The sequence below is a fragment of the Neobacillus sp. 204 genome, from assembly GCF_046562815.1.
In the GTDB taxonomy this organism is placed as follows: Bacteria; Bacillota; Bacilli; order Bacillales; family Cytobacillaceae; genus Neobacillus.
The window spans coordinates 176,003-193,983 of the sequence record NZ_JBJORY010000005.1 but is presented as its reverse complement, the minus strand read 5'-3'; the positions used below and the strand labels follow the sequence as shown (position 1 = coordinate 193,983).

The 17,981-nt window shown below is 41.7% G+C and carries 17 protein-coding genes; 15 read left to right on the top strand and 2 right to left on the bottom strand.

The features are described 5' to 3' along the window. Positions 1 to 34 precede the first annotated feature (34 nt). The 13 genes from ACJ004_RS12345 (at position 35) to ACJ004_RS12285 (ending at position 14,075) form a co-directional block, all read left to right on the top strand. Positions 35 to 1,711: a long-chain fatty acid--CoA ligase gene (locus ACJ004_RS12345; RefSeq protein ID WP_410893492.1), complete on the top strand. Its 1,677-nt coding sequence runs from the start codon at positions 35 to 37 to the stop codon at positions 1,709 to 1,711. 42 nt (positions 1,712 to 1,753) lie between these two features. Then, positions 1,754 to 2,023 (top strand): hypothetical protein, encoded by a 270-nt coding sequence (locus tag ACJ004_RS12340; protein ID WP_410893303.1) that lies wholly within the window; start codon positions 1,754 to 1,756, stop codon positions 2,021 to 2,023. An 11-nt stretch (positions 2,024 to 2,034) separates the two neighbouring features. Continuing rightward, the gene (locus ACJ004_RS12335) at positions 2,035 to 2,901 is read left to right on the top strand and encodes a branched-chain amino acid ABC transporter permease (protein WP_410893302.1); all 867 of its coding nucleotides are present in this window, start codon (positions 2,035 to 2,037) and stop codon (positions 2,899 to 2,901) included. After that, positions 2,901 to 3,932: a branched-chain amino acid ABC transporter permease gene (locus tag ACJ004_RS12330; protein WP_410893301.1), complete on the top strand. Its 1,032-nt coding sequence runs from the start codon at positions 2,901 to 2,903 to the stop codon at positions 3,930 to 3,932. The genes ACJ004_RS12335 and ACJ004_RS12330 overlap by 1 nt, the downstream gene beginning before the upstream one ends. 5 nt (positions 3,933 to 3,937) lie before the next feature. Then, on the top strand, positions 3,938 to 4,702 hold the full coding sequence (locus ACJ004_RS12325) for an ABC transporter ATP-binding protein (RefSeq protein WP_410893491.1): 765 nt from the start codon (positions 3,938 to 3,940) through the stop codon (positions 4,700 to 4,702). After that, the gene (locus ACJ004_RS12320; protein WP_410893300.1) at positions 4,695 to 5,402 is read left to right on the top strand and encodes an ABC transporter ATP-binding protein; all 708 of its coding nucleotides are present in this window, start codon (positions 4,695 to 4,697) and stop codon (positions 5,400 to 5,402) included. Before ACJ004_RS12325 ends, ACJ004_RS12320 begins: the two co-directional genes overlap by 8 nt. A gap of 88 nt (positions 5,403 to 5,490) precedes the next feature. Beyond that, positions 5,491 to 6,696 (top strand): ABC transporter substrate-binding protein, encoded by a 1,206-nt coding sequence (locus ACJ004_RS12315; protein WP_410893299.1) that lies wholly within the window; start codon positions 5,491 to 5,493, stop codon positions 6,694 to 6,696. Between the two features lie 229 nt (positions 6,697 to 6,925). Further along, on the top strand, positions 6,926 to 7,870 hold the full coding sequence (locus tag ACJ004_RS12310) for an MBL fold metallo-hydrolase (protein WP_410893298.1): 945 nt from the start codon (positions 6,926 to 6,928) through the stop codon (positions 7,868 to 7,870). Between the two features lie 51 nt (positions 7,871 to 7,921). Next, on the top strand, positions 7,922 to 9,442 hold the full coding sequence (locus ACJ004_RS12305) for a long-chain-fatty-acid--CoA ligase (protein ID WP_410893297.1): 1,521 nt from the start codon (positions 7,922 to 7,924) through the stop codon (positions 9,440 to 9,442). Between the two features lie 23 nt (positions 9,443 to 9,465). Further along, on the top strand, positions 9,466 to 10,359 hold the full coding sequence (locus tag ACJ004_RS12300; RefSeq protein WP_410893296.1) for a R2-like ligand-binding oxidase: 894 nt from the start codon (positions 9,466 to 9,468) through the stop codon (positions 10,357 to 10,359). A gap of 25 nt (positions 10,360 to 10,384) precedes the next feature. Then, positions 10,385 to 11,911 (top strand): aldehyde dehydrogenase family protein, encoded by a 1,527-nt coding sequence (locus ACJ004_RS12295; protein WP_410893295.1) that lies wholly within the window; start codon positions 10,385 to 10,387, stop codon positions 11,909 to 11,911. A gap of 15 nt (positions 11,912 to 11,926) precedes the next feature. Beyond that, positions 11,927 to 13,135 carry an iron-containing alcohol dehydrogenase gene (locus tag ACJ004_RS12290; protein WP_410893294.1) on the top strand — a complete coding sequence of 403 codons (1,209 nt, stop codon included), beginning with the start codon at positions 11,927 to 11,929 and terminating at the stop codon, positions 13,133 to 13,135. A gap of 91 nt (positions 13,136 to 13,226) precedes the next feature. Then, entirely contained in the window at positions 13,227 to 14,075 is an 849-nt protein-coding gene (locus ACJ004_RS12285; protein WP_410893293.1) for a GNAT family N-acetyltransferase, read from the top strand. Between the two features lie 55 nt (positions 14,076 to 14,130). Here the strand turns inward: ACJ004_RS12285 and ACJ004_RS12280 are convergent, their stop codons facing one another. Beyond that, a complete protein-coding gene (locus tag ACJ004_RS12280) occupies positions 14,131 to 14,889 on the bottom strand; it encodes a flagellar motor protein MotB (RefSeq protein ID WP_410893291.1) in 759 nt (252 codons plus the stop codon). Beyond that, the gene (gene motA, locus ACJ004_RS12275; protein ID WP_410893290.1) at positions 14,873 to 15,670 is read right to left on the bottom strand and encodes a flagellar motor stator protein MotA; all 798 of its coding nucleotides are present in this window, start codon (positions 15,668 to 15,670) and stop codon (positions 14,873 to 14,875) included. Before motA ends, ACJ004_RS12280 begins: the two co-directional genes overlap by 17 nt. A gap of 305 nt (positions 15,671 to 15,975) precedes the next feature. Between motA and ACJ004_RS12270 the strand changes: the two genes are divergently transcribed. Beyond that, complete coding sequence (locus tag ACJ004_RS12270; protein ID WP_410893289.1) at positions 15,976 to 16,818, top strand: CheR family methyltransferase; 843 nt, start codon at positions 15,976 to 15,978, stop codon at positions 16,816 to 16,818. Further along, positions 16,787 to 17,821: a protein-glutamate methylesterase/protein-glutamine glutaminase gene (locus ACJ004_RS12265; protein WP_410893288.1), complete on the top strand. Its 1,035-nt coding sequence runs from the start codon at positions 16,787 to 16,789 to the stop codon at positions 17,819 to 17,821. Before ACJ004_RS12270 ends, ACJ004_RS12265 begins: the two co-directional genes overlap by 32 nt. The last annotated feature ends 160 nt before the right edge of the window (positions 17,822 to 17,981 follow it).

Here is a 17,981-nt window from a genome sequence, read left to right as displayed (position 1 = left end):
CTCTACCATTCTAGTAAACAAGGAGCGAAGTCCATTGCTAACTCTTCATTATCCATATTGGCCAAAAATCTCTAAGTCTTTAAAAGTTCCATCCACTTCTCTGTATGACAACCTCAAAGTCAGTGCTAGGCGTTACCCAGACCAGGATGCAATCTACTATTACGGCAATAAGTTATCCTACGAACAACTTGATGATGAAGTAAACGCCTTAGCCGGATACCTTCAACACAAACTCGGCGTTCAAACAGGTGAAAAGGTCTTACTATTCATGCAGAATTCACCGCAGTTTGTGATAGGCTACTATGCCATTTTACGAGCAAATGCCGTGGTTGTTCCAATTAATCCAATGTTGGTTGCTGACGAATTAGAATTTTATGTTAGTGACTGTGAAGTTAGGACAGCTATCGCAGGACAGGAACTATATGACCGCATCCGGCCATCGTTAGGGAAAGCTTCATTAGAGAATTTGGTTATCGCTGCCTATTCGGATTACGCAGGCGCTGGTTTTGAAGGAATGTTACCGAAAGAAGTAGAGACTCCGAGAGTGCCTTTTTCAGAAGCGGGACATTATCTGTGGAACGAGGTGATTCAGGCAAACCTTACACCAACGGAACATACAGCCAAGGGCGATGATCTAGCCTGCCTCCCTTATACCTCAGGGACAACGGGACTGCCAAAAGGATGTATGCATACCAACCGAACGGTCAATGCAAACACAGTGGGTGCTTGTCACTGGTCATTAACGACGCCAAATGCGGTTCATTTAATGTCCTTGCCGCTTTTTCACGTAACAGGAATGGTTCACAGTATGCATATGCCGATCTACAGTGGGGGCACAATGGTCATCTTAACAAGATGGAATCGAGACCTCGCCGTAGAGATGATCAAAACACTAAATTGTACCCACTGGGTGACAATTGCGACAATGATTGTTGATTTTCTAGCCAATCCAAAACTAAAAGCAGAGGATATCGCCTCGTTAACTTCGATTTCCGGAGGAGGTGCTGCGTTACCTGAAGCGGTTGGGGAAAAATTATTTCAACTTTCTGGATTGCGTTTTGTAGAAGGCTATGGTCTATCCGAAACGATTGCCCAGACCCATTTCAATCCAGCGGAACGACCGAAAATGCAATGTCTTGGTATTCCATCCTTTGATGTCGATGCTAGAATCATTGAACCTGCGACTGGAAAAGAACTAGGTGTCGGGGAAGTCGGGGAAATTATTGTAAATGGACCGCAGGTGATGGTCGGCTACTTTAACCGTGATGACGAAAATAGAAGTTCCTTTATTGACATTGATGGGAAGAAATTCTTCCGGACGGGTGATATCGGCCGGTATGACGAAGAAGGTTATTTCTTCATTGTTGACCGTGTCAAACGGATGATCAATGCTTCCGGATACAAGGTATGGCCAACCGAAGTTGAATCTTACCTTTATAAGCATCCGGCCATTCAACAGGCCTGTGTTGTAGGTGTGCCGGATGCTAGAAAGGGCGAAAACGTCAAGGCCTTTGTGATTTTAAACGAGGGCTTTGAAGGGAAAGTGAGTGCAGAGGAAATAATCGAGTGGTCGAAACAGCATATGGCTGCCTATAAATATCCAAGACAAATTGAGTTTAGAAAGCAGTTCCCAATGACATCGAGCGGTAAGATTCTATGGCGAACCCTCCAAGAAGAGGAAAAAGTGAAAGTCTTAAATCAGGTTCAGTAAATTTGTTTCTTCAAAGGGAGCTGACCAATTGGAAATCTTTCTATGTTAAAGCTTATTGTTGATTTTGGCACCCTGTTGATTGGAGTGGAAGGCGCAAGATCCTCGAAAATGCTATCGCATTTCCTTCGTGCGGTGTTGATTCGACGAAGCTTATTCAATGTCCTGCGGGAGGACGGGGCAGGGGAGACCCCGCAGGAGCGCAGCGACGAGGAGGCTCCCCGGACCGCCCGCGAACCGCACGCGCCTGGAACGGAAATCAACAGGCAAGTTAAAAGAGCCTACCTATTAATAAAATACTTTGACCAAAATTAAAGGGGGAGACTATGGAGATCCTTATTCAGCAGCTATTTAATGGTTTAACCATCGGAAGCGTATACGCCCTTGTTGCCTTAGGATTAACACTCGTTTATGGAATCCTGCACATTCCAAATTTTGCGCATGGAGCATTATACATGATGGGTGGATACATAACCTTAACGATGATGACCAAATTTGGAATGCATTATTGGATTGCCATTTTCGTTTCTATCATTGTTGTTGGTTTCATTGGGGTCTTAATGGAAAGGTTCGTTTTTCACCCGCTTAGAGAAGCACCGCCCATCCACGATAAGATAGCTGCGATTGGTATTCTCTTATTCTTAGAAGCCTTCGCCCAATTTTATTGGGGTGCTGAATACCAGACAATGCCTACACCATACGGAGAGGTCGTCCAGGTTCTGGGGTTAACGTTTACAGTGCAGCGAATTCTCATCGTTGTTGCGGCTTTAGTTGTCATGGTCCTTTTATATCTCTTCTTAAAAAAGACCTTTACTGGGGCAACCATTATCGCGATGTCCCAAAATCGTGAAGGTGCAAACCTCGTTGGGATTAACACGAACAAGGTGGCAATGCTTACCTTTATGATATCTGGAGGGCTTGCTGCGATTGCCAGTTCTCTCTCTGCACCTATTAATCTAGTATTTCCAGGAATGGGACAACTTGTTATTTTAAAAGCGTTTGTCATCATTATCCTTGGCGGGATGGGGAGTATTCCCGGGGCCATTGTCGGCGGATATATTTTAGGATTTAGCGAAAGTTTAGGTGCGACATATTTTTCAAACGACTACAAGGACATTATTGCCTTTGTTCTACTGGTAATTATATTAACCGTAAAGCCAACCGGACTGTTTTCAAAGGGGGGCCAGCATTAATGTTAAAGGTAATGAATCAACGAAACATCATTTCTCTATTCATTTTATTGGCTGTCGTCTTTCCATTAATGACCGATAACACCTATTTTGTTCACGTCATGACCCTCTCATTTATTTGGATGATTGGTGTCTACGGGCTAAATCTACTTGCAGGGTATACTGGCTATCTATCATTGGCACATTCAGGCTTCTTTGCAATCGGCGCCTATTCACTAGGGATCTTAACAGTAAAGGCGGAAATGAATTTCTGGCTTGCCTTTCTACTATCGCTGTTAATTACTAGTTTCATTGGACTTGTTGTTGGAATCATCGCTTTTCGGACAAAGGAGCATTTTTTCGCGATCTATACCTTGTGCCTGGGATATATCCTTTATCTGATTATTGATAAATGGGACAGCTTGACAGAAGGGGTACGGGGGCTGATTGGGATTCCAGCACCAGCAGGAATAGGTCCAATCACGTTCGAATCCGAGATTTCCCATTATTATCTGGTTTTGTTTTTCTTGTTACTTGTTGTTCTGGTCATGTATCGAATTGTTCATTCATTATCTGGAAGAACCTATATCGCCATTCGTAATAGTGAAGATCTAGCGAAAACGATTGGGATTTCGACAATGAGAAATAAATTAACAGTCTTTGTCCTTTCGACCCTGTTTGCCGGCCTTTCTGGGGCACTTTATGCCTCGTTTGTCCGGTTTATCGGACCCGAAATTGGTTCCATTTCAATTACCTTTGATTTACTTACCTATTTGCTTATTGGCGGGATTGGTACCTTGAGTGGCCCGCTTGTCGGCACACTAATTATCGTATGGCTCTCACAACAGCTGCAGGGTTTTCAGGAGTACCGGATGCTCGTTTTTGGACCTGTTTTAACATTGTTGGTCATTTTTTACCCGCGCGGAATTGTCGGTGCTGTTTCTAGCACGTATACAAAATTTAAAGCAAAAAAAGAACGGCATCGGACAAATGTCAGTGGAAATAGTCCAATCAAGGGGGATCTACTCTCTGACAAGCAGGTAAAGGAGGGATAACATTGATTTTTTTGGAAACGAAGAATTTAACGAAAAGATTCGGTGGATTAGTAGCCGTAAACAATGTTGATTTTGCCATCGAAAAAGGGAAAATCAATGCCATCATTGGTCCAAATGGGGCAGGGAAATCTACATTTTTTAACTTAATCAGCGGATTTCATCGTCCGAGTGCAGGCTCTGTCATTTATAATGGCCGGGATATTACCACCTTACCTTCCGATAAAATCGCCAAGTTAGGGGTGGCCCGCACGTTTCAAACCACAAACCTGTTTGAGAAATCAACGGTTTTGGACAATGTCATCGTTGGACACCGGTTACGGACAAAATCAAACCTGCTTGATGCAATCTTCAGGACACCACGTCTTAAATCGGAAGAGGCACAATGCCGCGAAAAAGCAATGGAAGTACTGGAATTTGTTAATTTAAAACATGTTGCCAGTAAACTCGTTGGCGGATTAACACAAGAAGAGAAAAAGCGAACCGCCTTTGCATTAGCTCTCGCAACCGATCCGGAAATTGTCTTTCTTGATGAACCTGCGGCAGGGGTTAATCCCGATGAAACAGAAGGCCTCGCCGAATTAATGAAAAAAATGGTCTCTTCAGGAATTACTGTATGTTTAATTGAACACAAGATGCAAATGATCATGAAAATTGCAGATAAAATCATGGTTTTGAATTATGGGGAAAAGATTGCCGAAGGAAGTCCTGATGAAATTCGTAATAACGAGATGGTTATTAAGGCTTATTTGGGAGGGAGCGCAATTGCTTAATTTAAAAAATGTCTCTGTCAAATATGGAAGCTTTACTGCCATTCATGACGTAAATATCGAAGTAAACGAAGGGGAAATTGTCGTCCTATTAGGCTCAAATGGAGCTGGAAAAAGTACTGCCTTTCGAACCATCAGCGGTTTAAGTAAGCCTGCTGCAGGAGAAGTCATTTTTCAAGGGAAAAAGCTAAACAAGCGGTCTGCTGATCAAATTGTCCAATTAGGTATCGGTCAATGCCCAGAGGGACGAATGCTTTTTCCAGCCATGTCAGTGGAGGAAAACCTCCGCATGGGTGCCTATATACATCGCCGTCATAAAGCATCAATTAAACAGGCACTTGAGCATGTATACGAACTTTTTCCTATCTTAAAGGAAAAAAGAAATGATGCTGCCGGCTCGCTTAGCGGCGGACAGCAGCAAATGCTGGCCATCGGCAGGACATTAATGTCAAAACCGAAACTGATGCTCCTCGATGAACCATCGGTAGGACTTGCTCCGCTCATTGTAGAGCAAATGTTTGCAGTGATCCAGAAAATCAATAAAGAAGGAACGACGATATTGTTAGCAGAACAAAATGCGAATGCAGCCCTAAAAATCGCCAATAAAGGCTATGTTTTTGAGAATGGCTCCATCGTTCTTCAAGGAACATCCCAGGAGTTATTTGCTAACGATGAAGTACGAAAAGCTTATATAGGGGCATAGATCACCATGTATTTAAAGGAGGTGATGAACGGTCGATTCATCACTGCAAGTTACTGAAAATTCAGGGTAAATACAAGGGGGAAAACGAATGAAAAGAATCAAATCTCTGTTAATGACGGGTTTTATCTTTATCATGATCTTTAGTTTGGCAGCATGTAATAGTACATCTGAAAAAACTGCTAATACCAAGCCGGCAGCAAACGGTAATAAAGATGGAGCTGGGACTGTGAACATTGGCTACACAGGACCATTAAGCGGACCAGCAGCATTCTACGGGGAGCGAACTTTAAATGGCGTGAAGATGGCTGCCGAGGAGATAAATAGTGCTGGCGGAATTGAAGTCGGCGGGAAAAAGTATAACCTAAATATCGTTTCATTAGACGATAAATACTTACCAAATGAAGCAGGGGCTAACGCCAAGCGATTAATACAGGAAAATAAAACCCCTATTATTTTTACACCACATAGCGGCGGCGTATTTGCCCTTCAGGTATTCAACCAACAAGATAAATTTATCATTGGAGCATATACGAGTGAACCAAAAGTTTCTGAGGTGGGTAATAAACTGACCGTTCGAATTCCTCCTCGTTATGATGGATATTTAAAACCTTTTACTAGTTATGAAATGGAGAAATTCGGAAAGAAGATAGCTTTTCTACCAACTGCTTCCCAATATGGAAAGGATTGGTCTGACAAACTTAAGGATCATTGGGAAAAAGAGGGCGGGAAGGTTGTTTATAATTCTTCCATTGACTTTGCAAAAGAAACTGACTTCTTTACCATCGTCACCAATGCCTTAAAGAAAAAGCCAGATGTACTATTTATCGGTGGTGCCTCTGAACCTACAGCAAAAGTGGCGAAGCAAGCAAGAGAATTAGGCTTTAAGGGTGGATTTATTGTGATGGACCAAGCAAAGTTCGATGAGATGAAAGCCGTTACTGGTTCCTATGATGCCTTAAATGGCTCCATCGGTGTAATGCCGTTAATTGAATCTAGCAGCCCAGCAATCCCTGATTTTGCGAAGAAATATAAGGAGAAGTATGGGGAGACCCCTGGGTCCGAAGCCGGTCTCAATTATATTGCCACCTATATTTTTGCAGAAGCGATGAAGGCAGCTGGATCCGTCGATGACGTTGAAAAAATCCAAGCACAAATGCAAGCTGGAGTTGAAAATATTCCTGATAATGTCAAGATTTATGACTTTACTAAGTTCGCTGGCGGAGGCTTTGATGGTGAATTAGAAGTGGCCGCTATTGAGGATGGAAAAGTCGTCCCTATTAAGTTAAAGAAATAACAGCATTTATTGATGAAGACCCCCTTGTTAATCGTACGTAAATTCATTTACGTATATTTCAAGGGGGTTCCTTTCCTAAAGTTATTTTTCGAAAAAAATAAAAATTTGACTATGAAGGAAAACATATTCATATTTAGCGCTTGAGAGAAATATAGTTTTGATAGTGCTTAGGTTTTTCCTCCTGTCAAAAGTAATAGTTAAATAATGTTTGAGAAGGGAGGGGATCAAATTGTTTAGAATAGTTCCGCTTGAATTGGAAACCCATTTTGCCGAGGGGACGGTCAATGCCTTTTTGGCGATGGGAGATTCAGTTACGTTAATTGACACCGGTAACCCTGGGAAAGCGTCCTTTCAACAACTTAAAAGCAAACTACATACGCACGGAGTTACATTGAAGGATATTGATCAGATTATCCTTACCCACATCCATATTGACCATGCTGGAGCCATTCCTTTCATCCAGGAAGAAACAGAGCTGCCAATCTATGTCCATGAACAGGCGAGAGGTTCCATTAATGCTGGGATGGACGAGTATCAACGATTCCAGGCTTTTTTTCAGCAGTTTTTAACAAGCTGTGGTGCCGACCCATTAAAGCACTTTATTGAACGGCCCTTGAAAGAGGAAAACTGGCGGAATGTTACCTATATAAATGAAGGTGATGTTATACCGCTTGGTGGGAAGGAGTTTGAAGTGGTTCACGTTCCCGGCCATAGCCAATCGGATATTTTGCTATGGAACCCGGAAACAGGTGATACCTTTGCTGGCGATCATTTATTAAATGCTTTTTCCGTGAATGCATTTATCGAGCCACCTAATCCAGGTGAGGTTAATCGTCCGCGGCCGCTACTGCAATACCGAGACTCGTTCGAAAGAGTAAGCCGCCTGCCATTGAAGATGATATACCCAGGTCATGGTGAGGCATTTACCGATCATCTATCGTTAATCAAAACCAGATTACTAGAACAGGAAAAACGCTGTGAGCAGATTCTGACGATTCTAGCAAGCGGAGAAAAATCGATTTATGAAATCTGCACGAAAATGTATCCTCGTTTGCACGGGCATACAGTGTTCTTAGGATTATCACAAATTCAAGGCCACTTGGACTTACTTGAAGAAAGACAGCAGGTAAATTATCAGCAAACAGGTTCGGTTATCAGGTATCACTTGAACTAGCAATAGCAATACAGGTTTATTCGGACAAATCAAAGGAGAGGATGTTGTGGAATGAAGCTGAAAGACCTGCTTGATACAAATATCGCAGAATTCAGGGAGTATCCTTTTTTATATTACAAAGAAAAGACGTTTACAAATGTAGAAACCAAGCAATACGCGGATCAATTAGCAAGTGGCTTGCGCAACCTCGGAATTGCTAAGGGTGATCGGGTAATGGTTTGTATGCCCAATTGCCCTGAGGTCCTTTTTTCCTATCAAGGGATTACCAGGGCAGGAGCAACGATTGTCCCAGTTATGTTTACTCTCCATCCAAAGGAACTTCACTACATCGCGAGAAATTCCGGGGCAAAAGCAGTCATTACCTCCTCCGCTGTCCGCAGTAATGTTGAAAAGTCACTAGAAGGACTAACGGTTAAGCCATTGTTGATTGTAGTCGATCTGCCATCAGATGATCGAGCGAAAAACTTCTATGACGTGTTCGCCCCAACGAAAGCTCATATAATCAATGACGGGAACGCGGATGATACCGCAGTCATTCTTTACACCTCAGGTACCACTGGAAGTCCAAAAGGCGTGCTATTAACCCATAAAAACTTATACTCCAATGCCGAGAATTCGGCAAAACATAATGAAACAGAGCGGGGCACCACACTTGGAGTCCTGCCGCTTGCCCACGTGTATGGCTTGACGGTTTCAAATATTTGCTATCTAACAGGAAGCTCCATTGTTATTTTTTCAAGTTTTGATACAAAAGAGGTATTTAAGGCCATTGAAACATACAAAGTGAAGACGTTCTCAGCTGTTCCTGCAATGATTCATGCCTTAGTGTCTTTTCCACAAGCCGACCAATATAACACCTCCAGTCTTGAATCAGTAGGTTCGGGGTCTGCTCCTCTCCCAATAGCCTTATTACATGCATTCGAACAAAAATTTGGTGCGAAGGTGTACGAGGGGTATGGGTTATCCGAAGCTGCTCCCGTTGTTACCGCCCACAGAAAAGGCATCGAAATAAAACCAGGTTCAGTAGGCATCCCAATACCAGGAGTGGAATTAAAAATTGTCGATGAAAATGGTGAGGAAGTTTCCCCCGGTGAAGTGGGTGAATTAATCGTCCGCGGTGAAAATGTGACGCCCGGCTACTATCAAAATATCGAAGAAACCAGCCGTGTCTTAAAAAATTCTTGGTTATTTACGGGAGATATGGCCCGGATCGATGATGAGGGCTATGTCTATATTGTTGATCGAAAAAAGGATTTAATTATTCGAGGCGGCTTTAATGTGTATCCTCGTGATGTGGAAGAAATATTAACTGCTCATCACCAAGTGGTGGAGGCAGCGGTTGTTGGTGTGCCAGATGAACGGATGGGCGAAGAAATGGTTGCCTGTGTCGTAAAAAAGCCAGAAACTGAAGTAACCGAAGAAGAACTAATCATCTATTGCCAGGACCATTTAGCGAAAAATAAAACACCACGAAGAATTGTTTTTCTAGAGGCATTACCTAGGAATGGTATCGGGAAAATTTTAAAAACACATCTCCGTAAGCACGCCTCAGAAATTGTAATCAAACCGTAATGGAAAAAAGGAGGAGAACACATATGGAAAAAAGAACCATATTAACAACCAGCAGTCGAGGTTTGCTTGAAGATTCTTTCCCGTACCGCTTATACCAAAAAGCAAAACGGTTAGGGACATGGAACCCGGCTGATATTGATTTCAGTCAGGACCAAAAGGATTGGAAAGTGATGAATGAGGAGCAGCAGGAGGATATTTTACGGCTGATTTCTCAGTTTCAAGCGGGTGAGGAAGCGGTGACATTAGACTTGCTTCCACTTATCATGGCGATTGCGAAAGAAGGGCGTTTGGAGGAAGAAATGTTCCTCACGACCTTTTTATACGAAGAAGCGAAACATACAGAATTTTTTCGGCTAGTATTGAACGCAATTGGGGAACGCGGGGACCTGTCCCACTTTCATACCGAAACCTATCAGAAGATTTTCTATGAAATCCTCCCATCGACAATGGAACGGCTTATTACCAACCAATCCCCAGAATCCATCGCTGAAGCATCTGTGGTGTACAACATGTTTGTCGAAGGTGTATTAGCAGAAACCGGCTATTTTTCCTTTTATAATGCCTTAGAAACCGCTGGCATCATGCCTGGTCTGCTCGCAGGGATCGGTCATTTAAAAAAGGATGAGTCCAGGCATATCGGCTATGGTACCTTCCTTTTGCAACGTTTGATTTGTGAACATCCACATCTCTTTGATTTTGTAGCTGCCAAAATGGGCGAACTGACTCCATTAGCGATTAGGTTAAACCAAGAAGGCATTGCAGGAAGGGAGGTAAGTGCATTCGGCGGGGATCCGGTGGACATCATGAACTTTACGTTAAAACAACTTTCTGTCCGAATGGAGATTTTAGCACGGGCAAAAGGCAAAAAAATCGAAGAGATTTATAGATTTTCAGAAAGTGAATTAGGTGTTTTATAGCGATTTAAGATTAGGAGGAATTATGATGACGGTAAAGGTAGACGTACAAACATTTCCCCACTTTATTAACGGAAAATGGGAGGCTGCAAGCAGTCAAGAAACGTTTGATGTGTATAACCCTGCCAATGGTGAACTAGTTGCACGGGTGGCAAAAGGAACAACGGAAGATGTTGACCGCGCTGTAAATGCAGCCCGTGCGGCGTTTGACCAAGGTGACTGGAGAAACATGAAGCCCAAAGACCGCGCCAAGGTGTTGTATGCGATTTCCTATCAAATTGCTGAACATGCCGAGGAACTAGCATACTTAGAAGCGATCAGTTCAGGCGGAACGGTACGTCGGATCGGCAGCAGTGATATTTTACAAATGGTTGACTTGTTCCAAACCTTAGCCAACTTTACGGTAGAATATCCATTCTCGGAAACACTTCCTCTTCCGCCCTTCCCAGGACCGGCACACAATTTTATTTGGCGTGAACCAATTGGTGTATGTGCAGCCATCACTCCTTGGAATTTGCCAATGGTCATCGCGACATGGAAGATTGCTCCGGCCCTGGCGATGGGGAATACAATTGTCATTAAGCCGGCTAGTTACACGCCGCTGTCCACTTTGAAACTAGCAGAAATTATTTCATCCGTTGTCCCTCCAGGCGTGATTAACGTAGTCTCAGGTCCAGGCGCGGCAGTGGGCGAAGCATTAGTAAACCATCCAAAGGTTGACAAAGTGGCGTTCACTGGGTCAACAGAGGTGGGCAGACGAATTATGGGACTGGCTGCAGGTTCGATTAAGAAAACCACATTAGAGTTAGGCGGTAAATCACCCAATATCCTATTAGAGGATGCCGATCTTAGCATCGCCCTGCCTGGAAGCCTTTTTGGAGTTTTTCTCCATTCCGGCCAGCTGTGTGAATCAGGGACACGATTATTTGTCCCAGATAAGCTTTATGATCAAGTGGTTGAAGGCTTAGTTGCACTTACCAGTAAATTAAAACTTGGGAATCCGCTTGATCCAGCTACTGATGTTGGTCCTGTTATTTCGAAAAAACAAAAGGAAACGATTCTTGCCTATATTGAAGCAGGGCAACAAGAAGGAGCGACTCTAGTATGCGGTGGCAAGGAAGTGAGGGTGGCTGGCTGTGAAGAGGGACATTATATCGAACCAACGATTTTTACGAATGTCACCAATGATATGAAAATAGCCCAAGAAGAAATTTTTGGACCGGTCCTCTGTGTGATTCGTTATTCAGACTTGGACGAGGCGATTCGAATGGCGAATGATACGATTTATGGTTTAGCAGCAGGAGTCTGGACTCGCGATGTCAATAAAGCCTATGCGGTCGCAAGAAAACTCCAGGCGGGTGTGGTCTGGATTAATGACTGGCATATGCTCCGCAGTGATACCCCGTTTGGCGGGTACAAACAAAGTGGAATAGGCAGGGAAATGGGACAGCAATCACTCGATGCTTATACCCAGGTAAAGCATGTTCATACATCGATGACACCAGAGCTCGAACGACGCAATTGGTACGGAATTCTGTTTGGCCAAAACAAATAAGAGGTGAGGATGAAAATGAAAACAACCTTATCACAGTTTATGTTACGTACGGGAATTTACAGCGGTTCAAACTCAAGAGCGATGGTCCCAAGTCTTTTTGCAGGTCTAGGTGCCAAACGCGTACTCCTCTTAAGTGACAGAGGCTTAGAGGCAGCAGGCATTGTTGAAAAAGTGGCCGATATTTTTTCACTGACAGGGCATGGTTCTGGGCCTGAACTGGTTGGCCAATTTCTTGATATTAAACAGGATGCCGAAAGCAGATGCATCAATGAAGCGGTCCGTTATGCAAGAGAAATCGGGGCGGATTCCTTACTGGCTGTCGGCGGGGGCAGTGTCCTGGATACTGTAAAGGGAGTAAAATACGCGCTCTATAAAGGTTTGACCGATATCAAAGAGGCGATCCCCGGTGGTTTACTATATGAGTCCTTTCCAAAAGCAAATTATATGCCGATTCCGCATATAGCGATCCCAACAACAGCGGGTACTGGCTCAGAGGTTTCACCGATTGCCGTAATTTTTAATGAAGATATCCAAATGAAGACGAATATCATTAATCCATTTATTAATGCCGATATGGCGATATTGGATCCTGATCTGACCGTTGGACTCCCACCAGTAATAACAGCATTTACTGGGTTTGATGCCTTAACACACGCGATCGAGGCCCTTGCCTCCCCAACAGCAACAGGACTAACCGATGCCTATGCCCTTCATGCGATTCGCTTAATTGAAAAAAATCTACCAGTCGCAGTGGCGGATGGTTCGAACCTTGATGCCCGGATGGATTTATTGCAAGCAAGCTTAATGGGAATTACTGCTTTCAGTTTTGCCTTGAATGCAATTCCTGTCCACAATATGGCTCACGCATACGGAGCCTTGTTCCGGATTCCGCATGGCCTGGCAAATGCCGTCTTTTTACCAGTGGTTATGGAATTGGTTCCTGATTTATATCTGCCAAAGGCCACTGAATTAGCACAAGCCTTAAACGTGGATGTAAAGGGTGATACTCCACAAACAGCGTTAGCAAAAGTAATTGGAAAAATTAAATTGCTTCAGTATAAGGTAGGATTACCGGCTGATTTCAAGCAATTCAATATTACCGAAGAGGCACTCCAATTGGCCATTCCAGCGGTGATGAAGGATCCAGCCGCATTAAGCTTTCCAATGCCAAAAGAATTGATTGCGGCCATTGGGCAAAAGGTGGTTCCTTTGACAGTTAAATAATGTAGAATAAGTGGAAAAACCATTATGGATTTATTTTCATTTATAATGGTTTTTTACATGACTATTTTTTAGAGCAATAGGAGAGGAAAATATGAATCTAATTTTTAAAAAATTAACGGAATGTACCATTCAAGATACAATTACGGCTTGGAATCGTGGATTTGAAGGCTATTTTGTGCAATTAGAAATGACACCCGAACTATTTTATAACCGTTTGATAAACGAAGGATTATCCATGAATCACTCGCTAGTTGCTTTTGATGGCGAAGAACCTATAGCTATTGTTTTAAATGGATTTCGAGTCATTGACGGGAGAAAGACTGTCTGGAATGGCGGAACCGGAATAGCTGTCGATTACCGTGGGAAGGGTGTTTCCAATCTATTAATGGAGGCAGCCTTAAAAGTTTATTCCGAAGAAGGAGTCGAAATTGCTACCCTTGAAGCAATAAAGGAAAATGAAAGAGCCATCCGTTTATATCAAAAATTCGGCTATGAAATAATCGATTCCCTAGTTTATTTAACTGGGATGGTAGATTTGAAAAATACTCCGATTCCTTGCAAAGCTATTCGTCCCGAACAGCTCCCAACTTACCAATTTTATAAAGAAAATCTTCCATGGCAATGTCAGTGGCAGAGTGTGAGGTCAGGGGAAGCACAAATTTATTTTGACGAAAAACAGAATCCACTTGGCTATTCCTTATTTAAAAGGGCATGGAATCAACAGGGACAATTGGAAAAAGTATTTTTATATCAGATTGAACTATTTGAAGTCCCTCAAGAAGAGACGTTTATATCCATTTTGAATTCAATTACTGGAGAAACAAATCACCCAGTCAACTTTATGACCATTAATACCTCGATGACTAACCCAATCATTCCGATCCTGATGGATCTTGGGTTTGAGAAAAAAACGGAGCAGGTACAAATGGTGAAAAAATAGTAAAATAAAAAGCCAGATTCCTAAATAGATAGGAATCTGGCTTTTAATGATGATTTTAGGCTTTCCGTAGTATAACTATATTTACTCTTCGATTGGCTTGCTTATGTACCTTTGTATTGTTAGGATAGATGGGCCGATATTCTCCATATCCAACAAATTGCAAGCGCTTTTTGGCAATTTTTTTGGATTCAAAGTGATGAAGAACGCTAACAGCTCTGGCAGAGGAAAGCTCCCAGTTCGAAGCGTATGCTGCATTTTTAATCGGAACGTTATCGGTATGACCTTCTATACTTATTGGATTATCAACTGTTTTTGCTAGACCGACTAATACATTTAGTGTTTTGAAAGAGCTCGACTTTAATTCTGCTTTTCCGGGATCAAATAGAATAACATCCTTTAAGGATATTTCAACCCCACGTTTTGTGTCTTGTAAAGTAATTACCGCATCCAAATCGTTTTCTTTAACATATTTGGCTAATTTCTCTTTTAATTGGTTGAGCTCGATTTCATCCTTACTCGGGGCGGGAGCAGCCGCTTGAGTCGCAGGTGGTTCTTTCGGAGTCTGATCCTCCTTTTTTTGATCAGAAGGCTTAACACTTAGGCCAGTGTTAGTACTTTCGATCTTCGTTCCAGTTAATTCAGATTTGAACGATTCCATAATAGATTGATATTTTTCTTTGTCGACCGTACTAGATGCAAATAATACAATAAATAATGCAAGTAAAAGTGTTAAGATATCCGCATATGGGATCAACCAAGATTCGTCAATATGCTCTTCATGCTCTTCATCGAATTTATTACGCTGTTTTCTCATTGACTGATTCCTCATTTACCTTATCGAACTTTTTCCGTTCCTTTGGCGGAATGTAGACAGTTAATTTCTTTTCTAATGAGCTAGGTGTAACACCTTGATAAACGGCAAGTAATCCCTCAATAGTAAGAAGCTTAAACTCCTGTTCCCGTTTGGAAATTCGCTTCAATTTATTGGCTAAGGGATGCCATAACACATAACCCGAAAAAATCCCTAGTAACGTTGCAATAAAAGCTGCTGAAATGGAATGTCCCAGTTTTTCAACATTATTTAAGTTACCTAATGAAGCAACTAATCCAATTACGGCGCCAAGTACGCCTAATGTTGGGGCATAGGTGCCTGCTTGGGTAAAGATAAGCGCTCCCGTTTTGTGTCGTTTGTCTATGGCTGCGACTTCATCCAATAAGACTTCTTCAATGAACTCAAGATCATGGCCGTCAATAATCATTTCTAGACCTTTTTTGTAAAAAGGATCTTGTGTATTATTAGCCATTTCCTCTAAAGCTAATAACCCTTCCTTTTTCGCAATTTCTGCACATTTTACTAAGCTGACAACTTGATCAGATTTAGAGGTGAGTTTTGGTTCAAATAGGGCGATCTTTAACAATATAGGAAACTTTTTAATCTCACTAAATGGGAAAGCAATCAAAATTGCCGCTGCTGTTCCTCCAAATATTATGAGATATGCTGCCGGATTGTTTAATGCAGATAGTGAAGCCCCTTTTAAAACCATCCCGACTCCTATTGCTACCAATGCCAAGATAATACCAAAAATACTAGACATCATATTCTCCTTCAATGTTATTAAAAAGTTTGTAATATAATTGTACGTCAATCGAGATATTTCGACAATAACGTTTTTTGATTTAATCAAAATGTTTTTGATTAATTTTTTTATTGTTAAAACTTTTAAGAATTCTAATTGACGGGTGACTATTTATCTAGTAATTTTATACTGAATTAATATGTATCCGTACCATGGAAAATTCATTTTAGTAATTTTTAACAGATAACATTCAACCTAGTAAACTAGGTATAAATAGAGCTGCTCTTTGATTTGAAAGCGGAGCGAGAAATAGGGTGATGCACATGCAAGAGAATGGGTTAGCTAATTTAAGCCAAATCATTTATGACTATTGTGGACTAGGTTTTCATGATCGGCTTTCAATTTTAAGAGATAAAATATCAAAACGGGTGAATCAACTGGGTTTAACGTATGAGGATTACTGTAAATATCTTACCACAGCACCTGGAGAATGGGATGTGGTTATAGAGCTATTAACGATCAATGAAACCTACTTTTATCGAGAAGAAGACCAATTAAAAGAGTGCTGTTCGTTTGTACTGCCACTGATGAAAGAGAAAAATAGAGATCGACCACTAAGGATATGGAGTGCCGCTTGCTCAAGTGGTGAAGAGCCTTATACACTGGCGATGTTAATCCAAGAAGCGGGCCGCTTCTTACCAGGAACTGTTGAGATTATTGCGACCGATATTAATAAAAAAGTCCTCCAAAAAGCTGAAAAAGGATGGTATCATAATAGTTCATTTGCTTTTCGGCGAATTCCCGAAACCTTATTGAAAAAATATTTTATTGATGAAAATGGTGGATATCAAATTAAAGCTTCCACTAAAAAAATGGTAAAATTTTATCATTTAAACCTCCTTCATAAGGATGAAGTAGCTGAAATTGGTGAAGTAGATATTATTTTCTGCAGGAATGTTTTGATCTACTTTGATCAGGATAAAACTAAACAAGTGATTCAAAGTTTATACCGAAATTTAGCACCTGCAGGCTACCTATTTCTTGGTCATGCAGAATCGATAACTGATCCGAACATGGGGTTTCAAAAAGTACGCTCAGATAAGAGTTTTTATTATCGAAAGGAATCTGATCAGGATGAAACAATACGGTGTATTAGTGGTCGATGACTCTGCTTTTATGCGCAGAGCGATTAGTCTAATGCTGGAAGAGGACCCTCGGTTCTTTGTGGTTGGAATCGCAAGGAATGGGGTGGAAGCAGTCGAAAAGGTTCAACGACTCAAGCCCGATCTTGTCACCATGGATGTGGAGATGCCGGAAATGAATGGACTACAGGCATTGGAACAGATTATGAAGAATGATCCTGTTCCCGTGGTGATGATTAGTTCACGCACCGGAGAGGGTGCACAGGAAACTTTACAAGCACTTGCCTTGGGTGCAGTTGATTTCTTTTTAAAAGAAAACCTGATTAGAAACCAGAATGGCGGCAATCAGAGTAAGGAACTTACACAACGATTAGCAGGAATTGTAGCAGCAAAGCTCCAGACAATCGTAGAAACAGTTCCGACGCATAGTCATAAAGTCCGTTATGTGAACCAGCAGCAGACGGAACTTATTTTTATAGGGTGTTCCACCGGGGGGCCCAAAGCCTTGCAAACCATATTGCCCTGTTTCCCAAAGGATTTCCCCATTCCCATTGTTGTTGCGCAGCATATGCCGCCTGGTTTTACTAAACATTTGGCCGAGAGGTTCAATTCTCTTTGTCAATTAGAAGTTAAAGAGGCCAATAATGGACAGGAAGCCAAAGCTGGTACGATTTATATATGCCCATCAGGTTATCAAACACGTTTTGAAAGACTAGAAGGGAAGATCATTTTTAAAGTGGAAAACCATAATGATGTGCAGGAATTATACAAACCATCTATCGATATTACCCTTAGTTCGGCAGCACCTATTTTTACTGATAGGCTGTTATCCGTGATCTTAACAGGAATGGGTAGTGACGGGACCAAAGGTTGTAGTTTTGTAAAGAAATACCATGGAAAAGTATTCGTGGAAGCAGAGGACTCATGTATTGTATATGGAATGCCAAGAGCCGTGTTAGAAGCAGGATTTGCAGATGAGCAATATGAGTTGTCTCAAATCTATCAGGAAATAATATCCACTATATAATTAATTCATGATTAGTGAATTGAAACAGGTAGTGTTTTTTTCTACCTGTTTTTCTATTGTTTATGCTTCGAAAACAAATACAAAAACTATCAAAAAGTAATTTTTTGGATAAAAAATTAATAATTTTGTTAATAGAAATTTTTCATGACGAATACAGGTG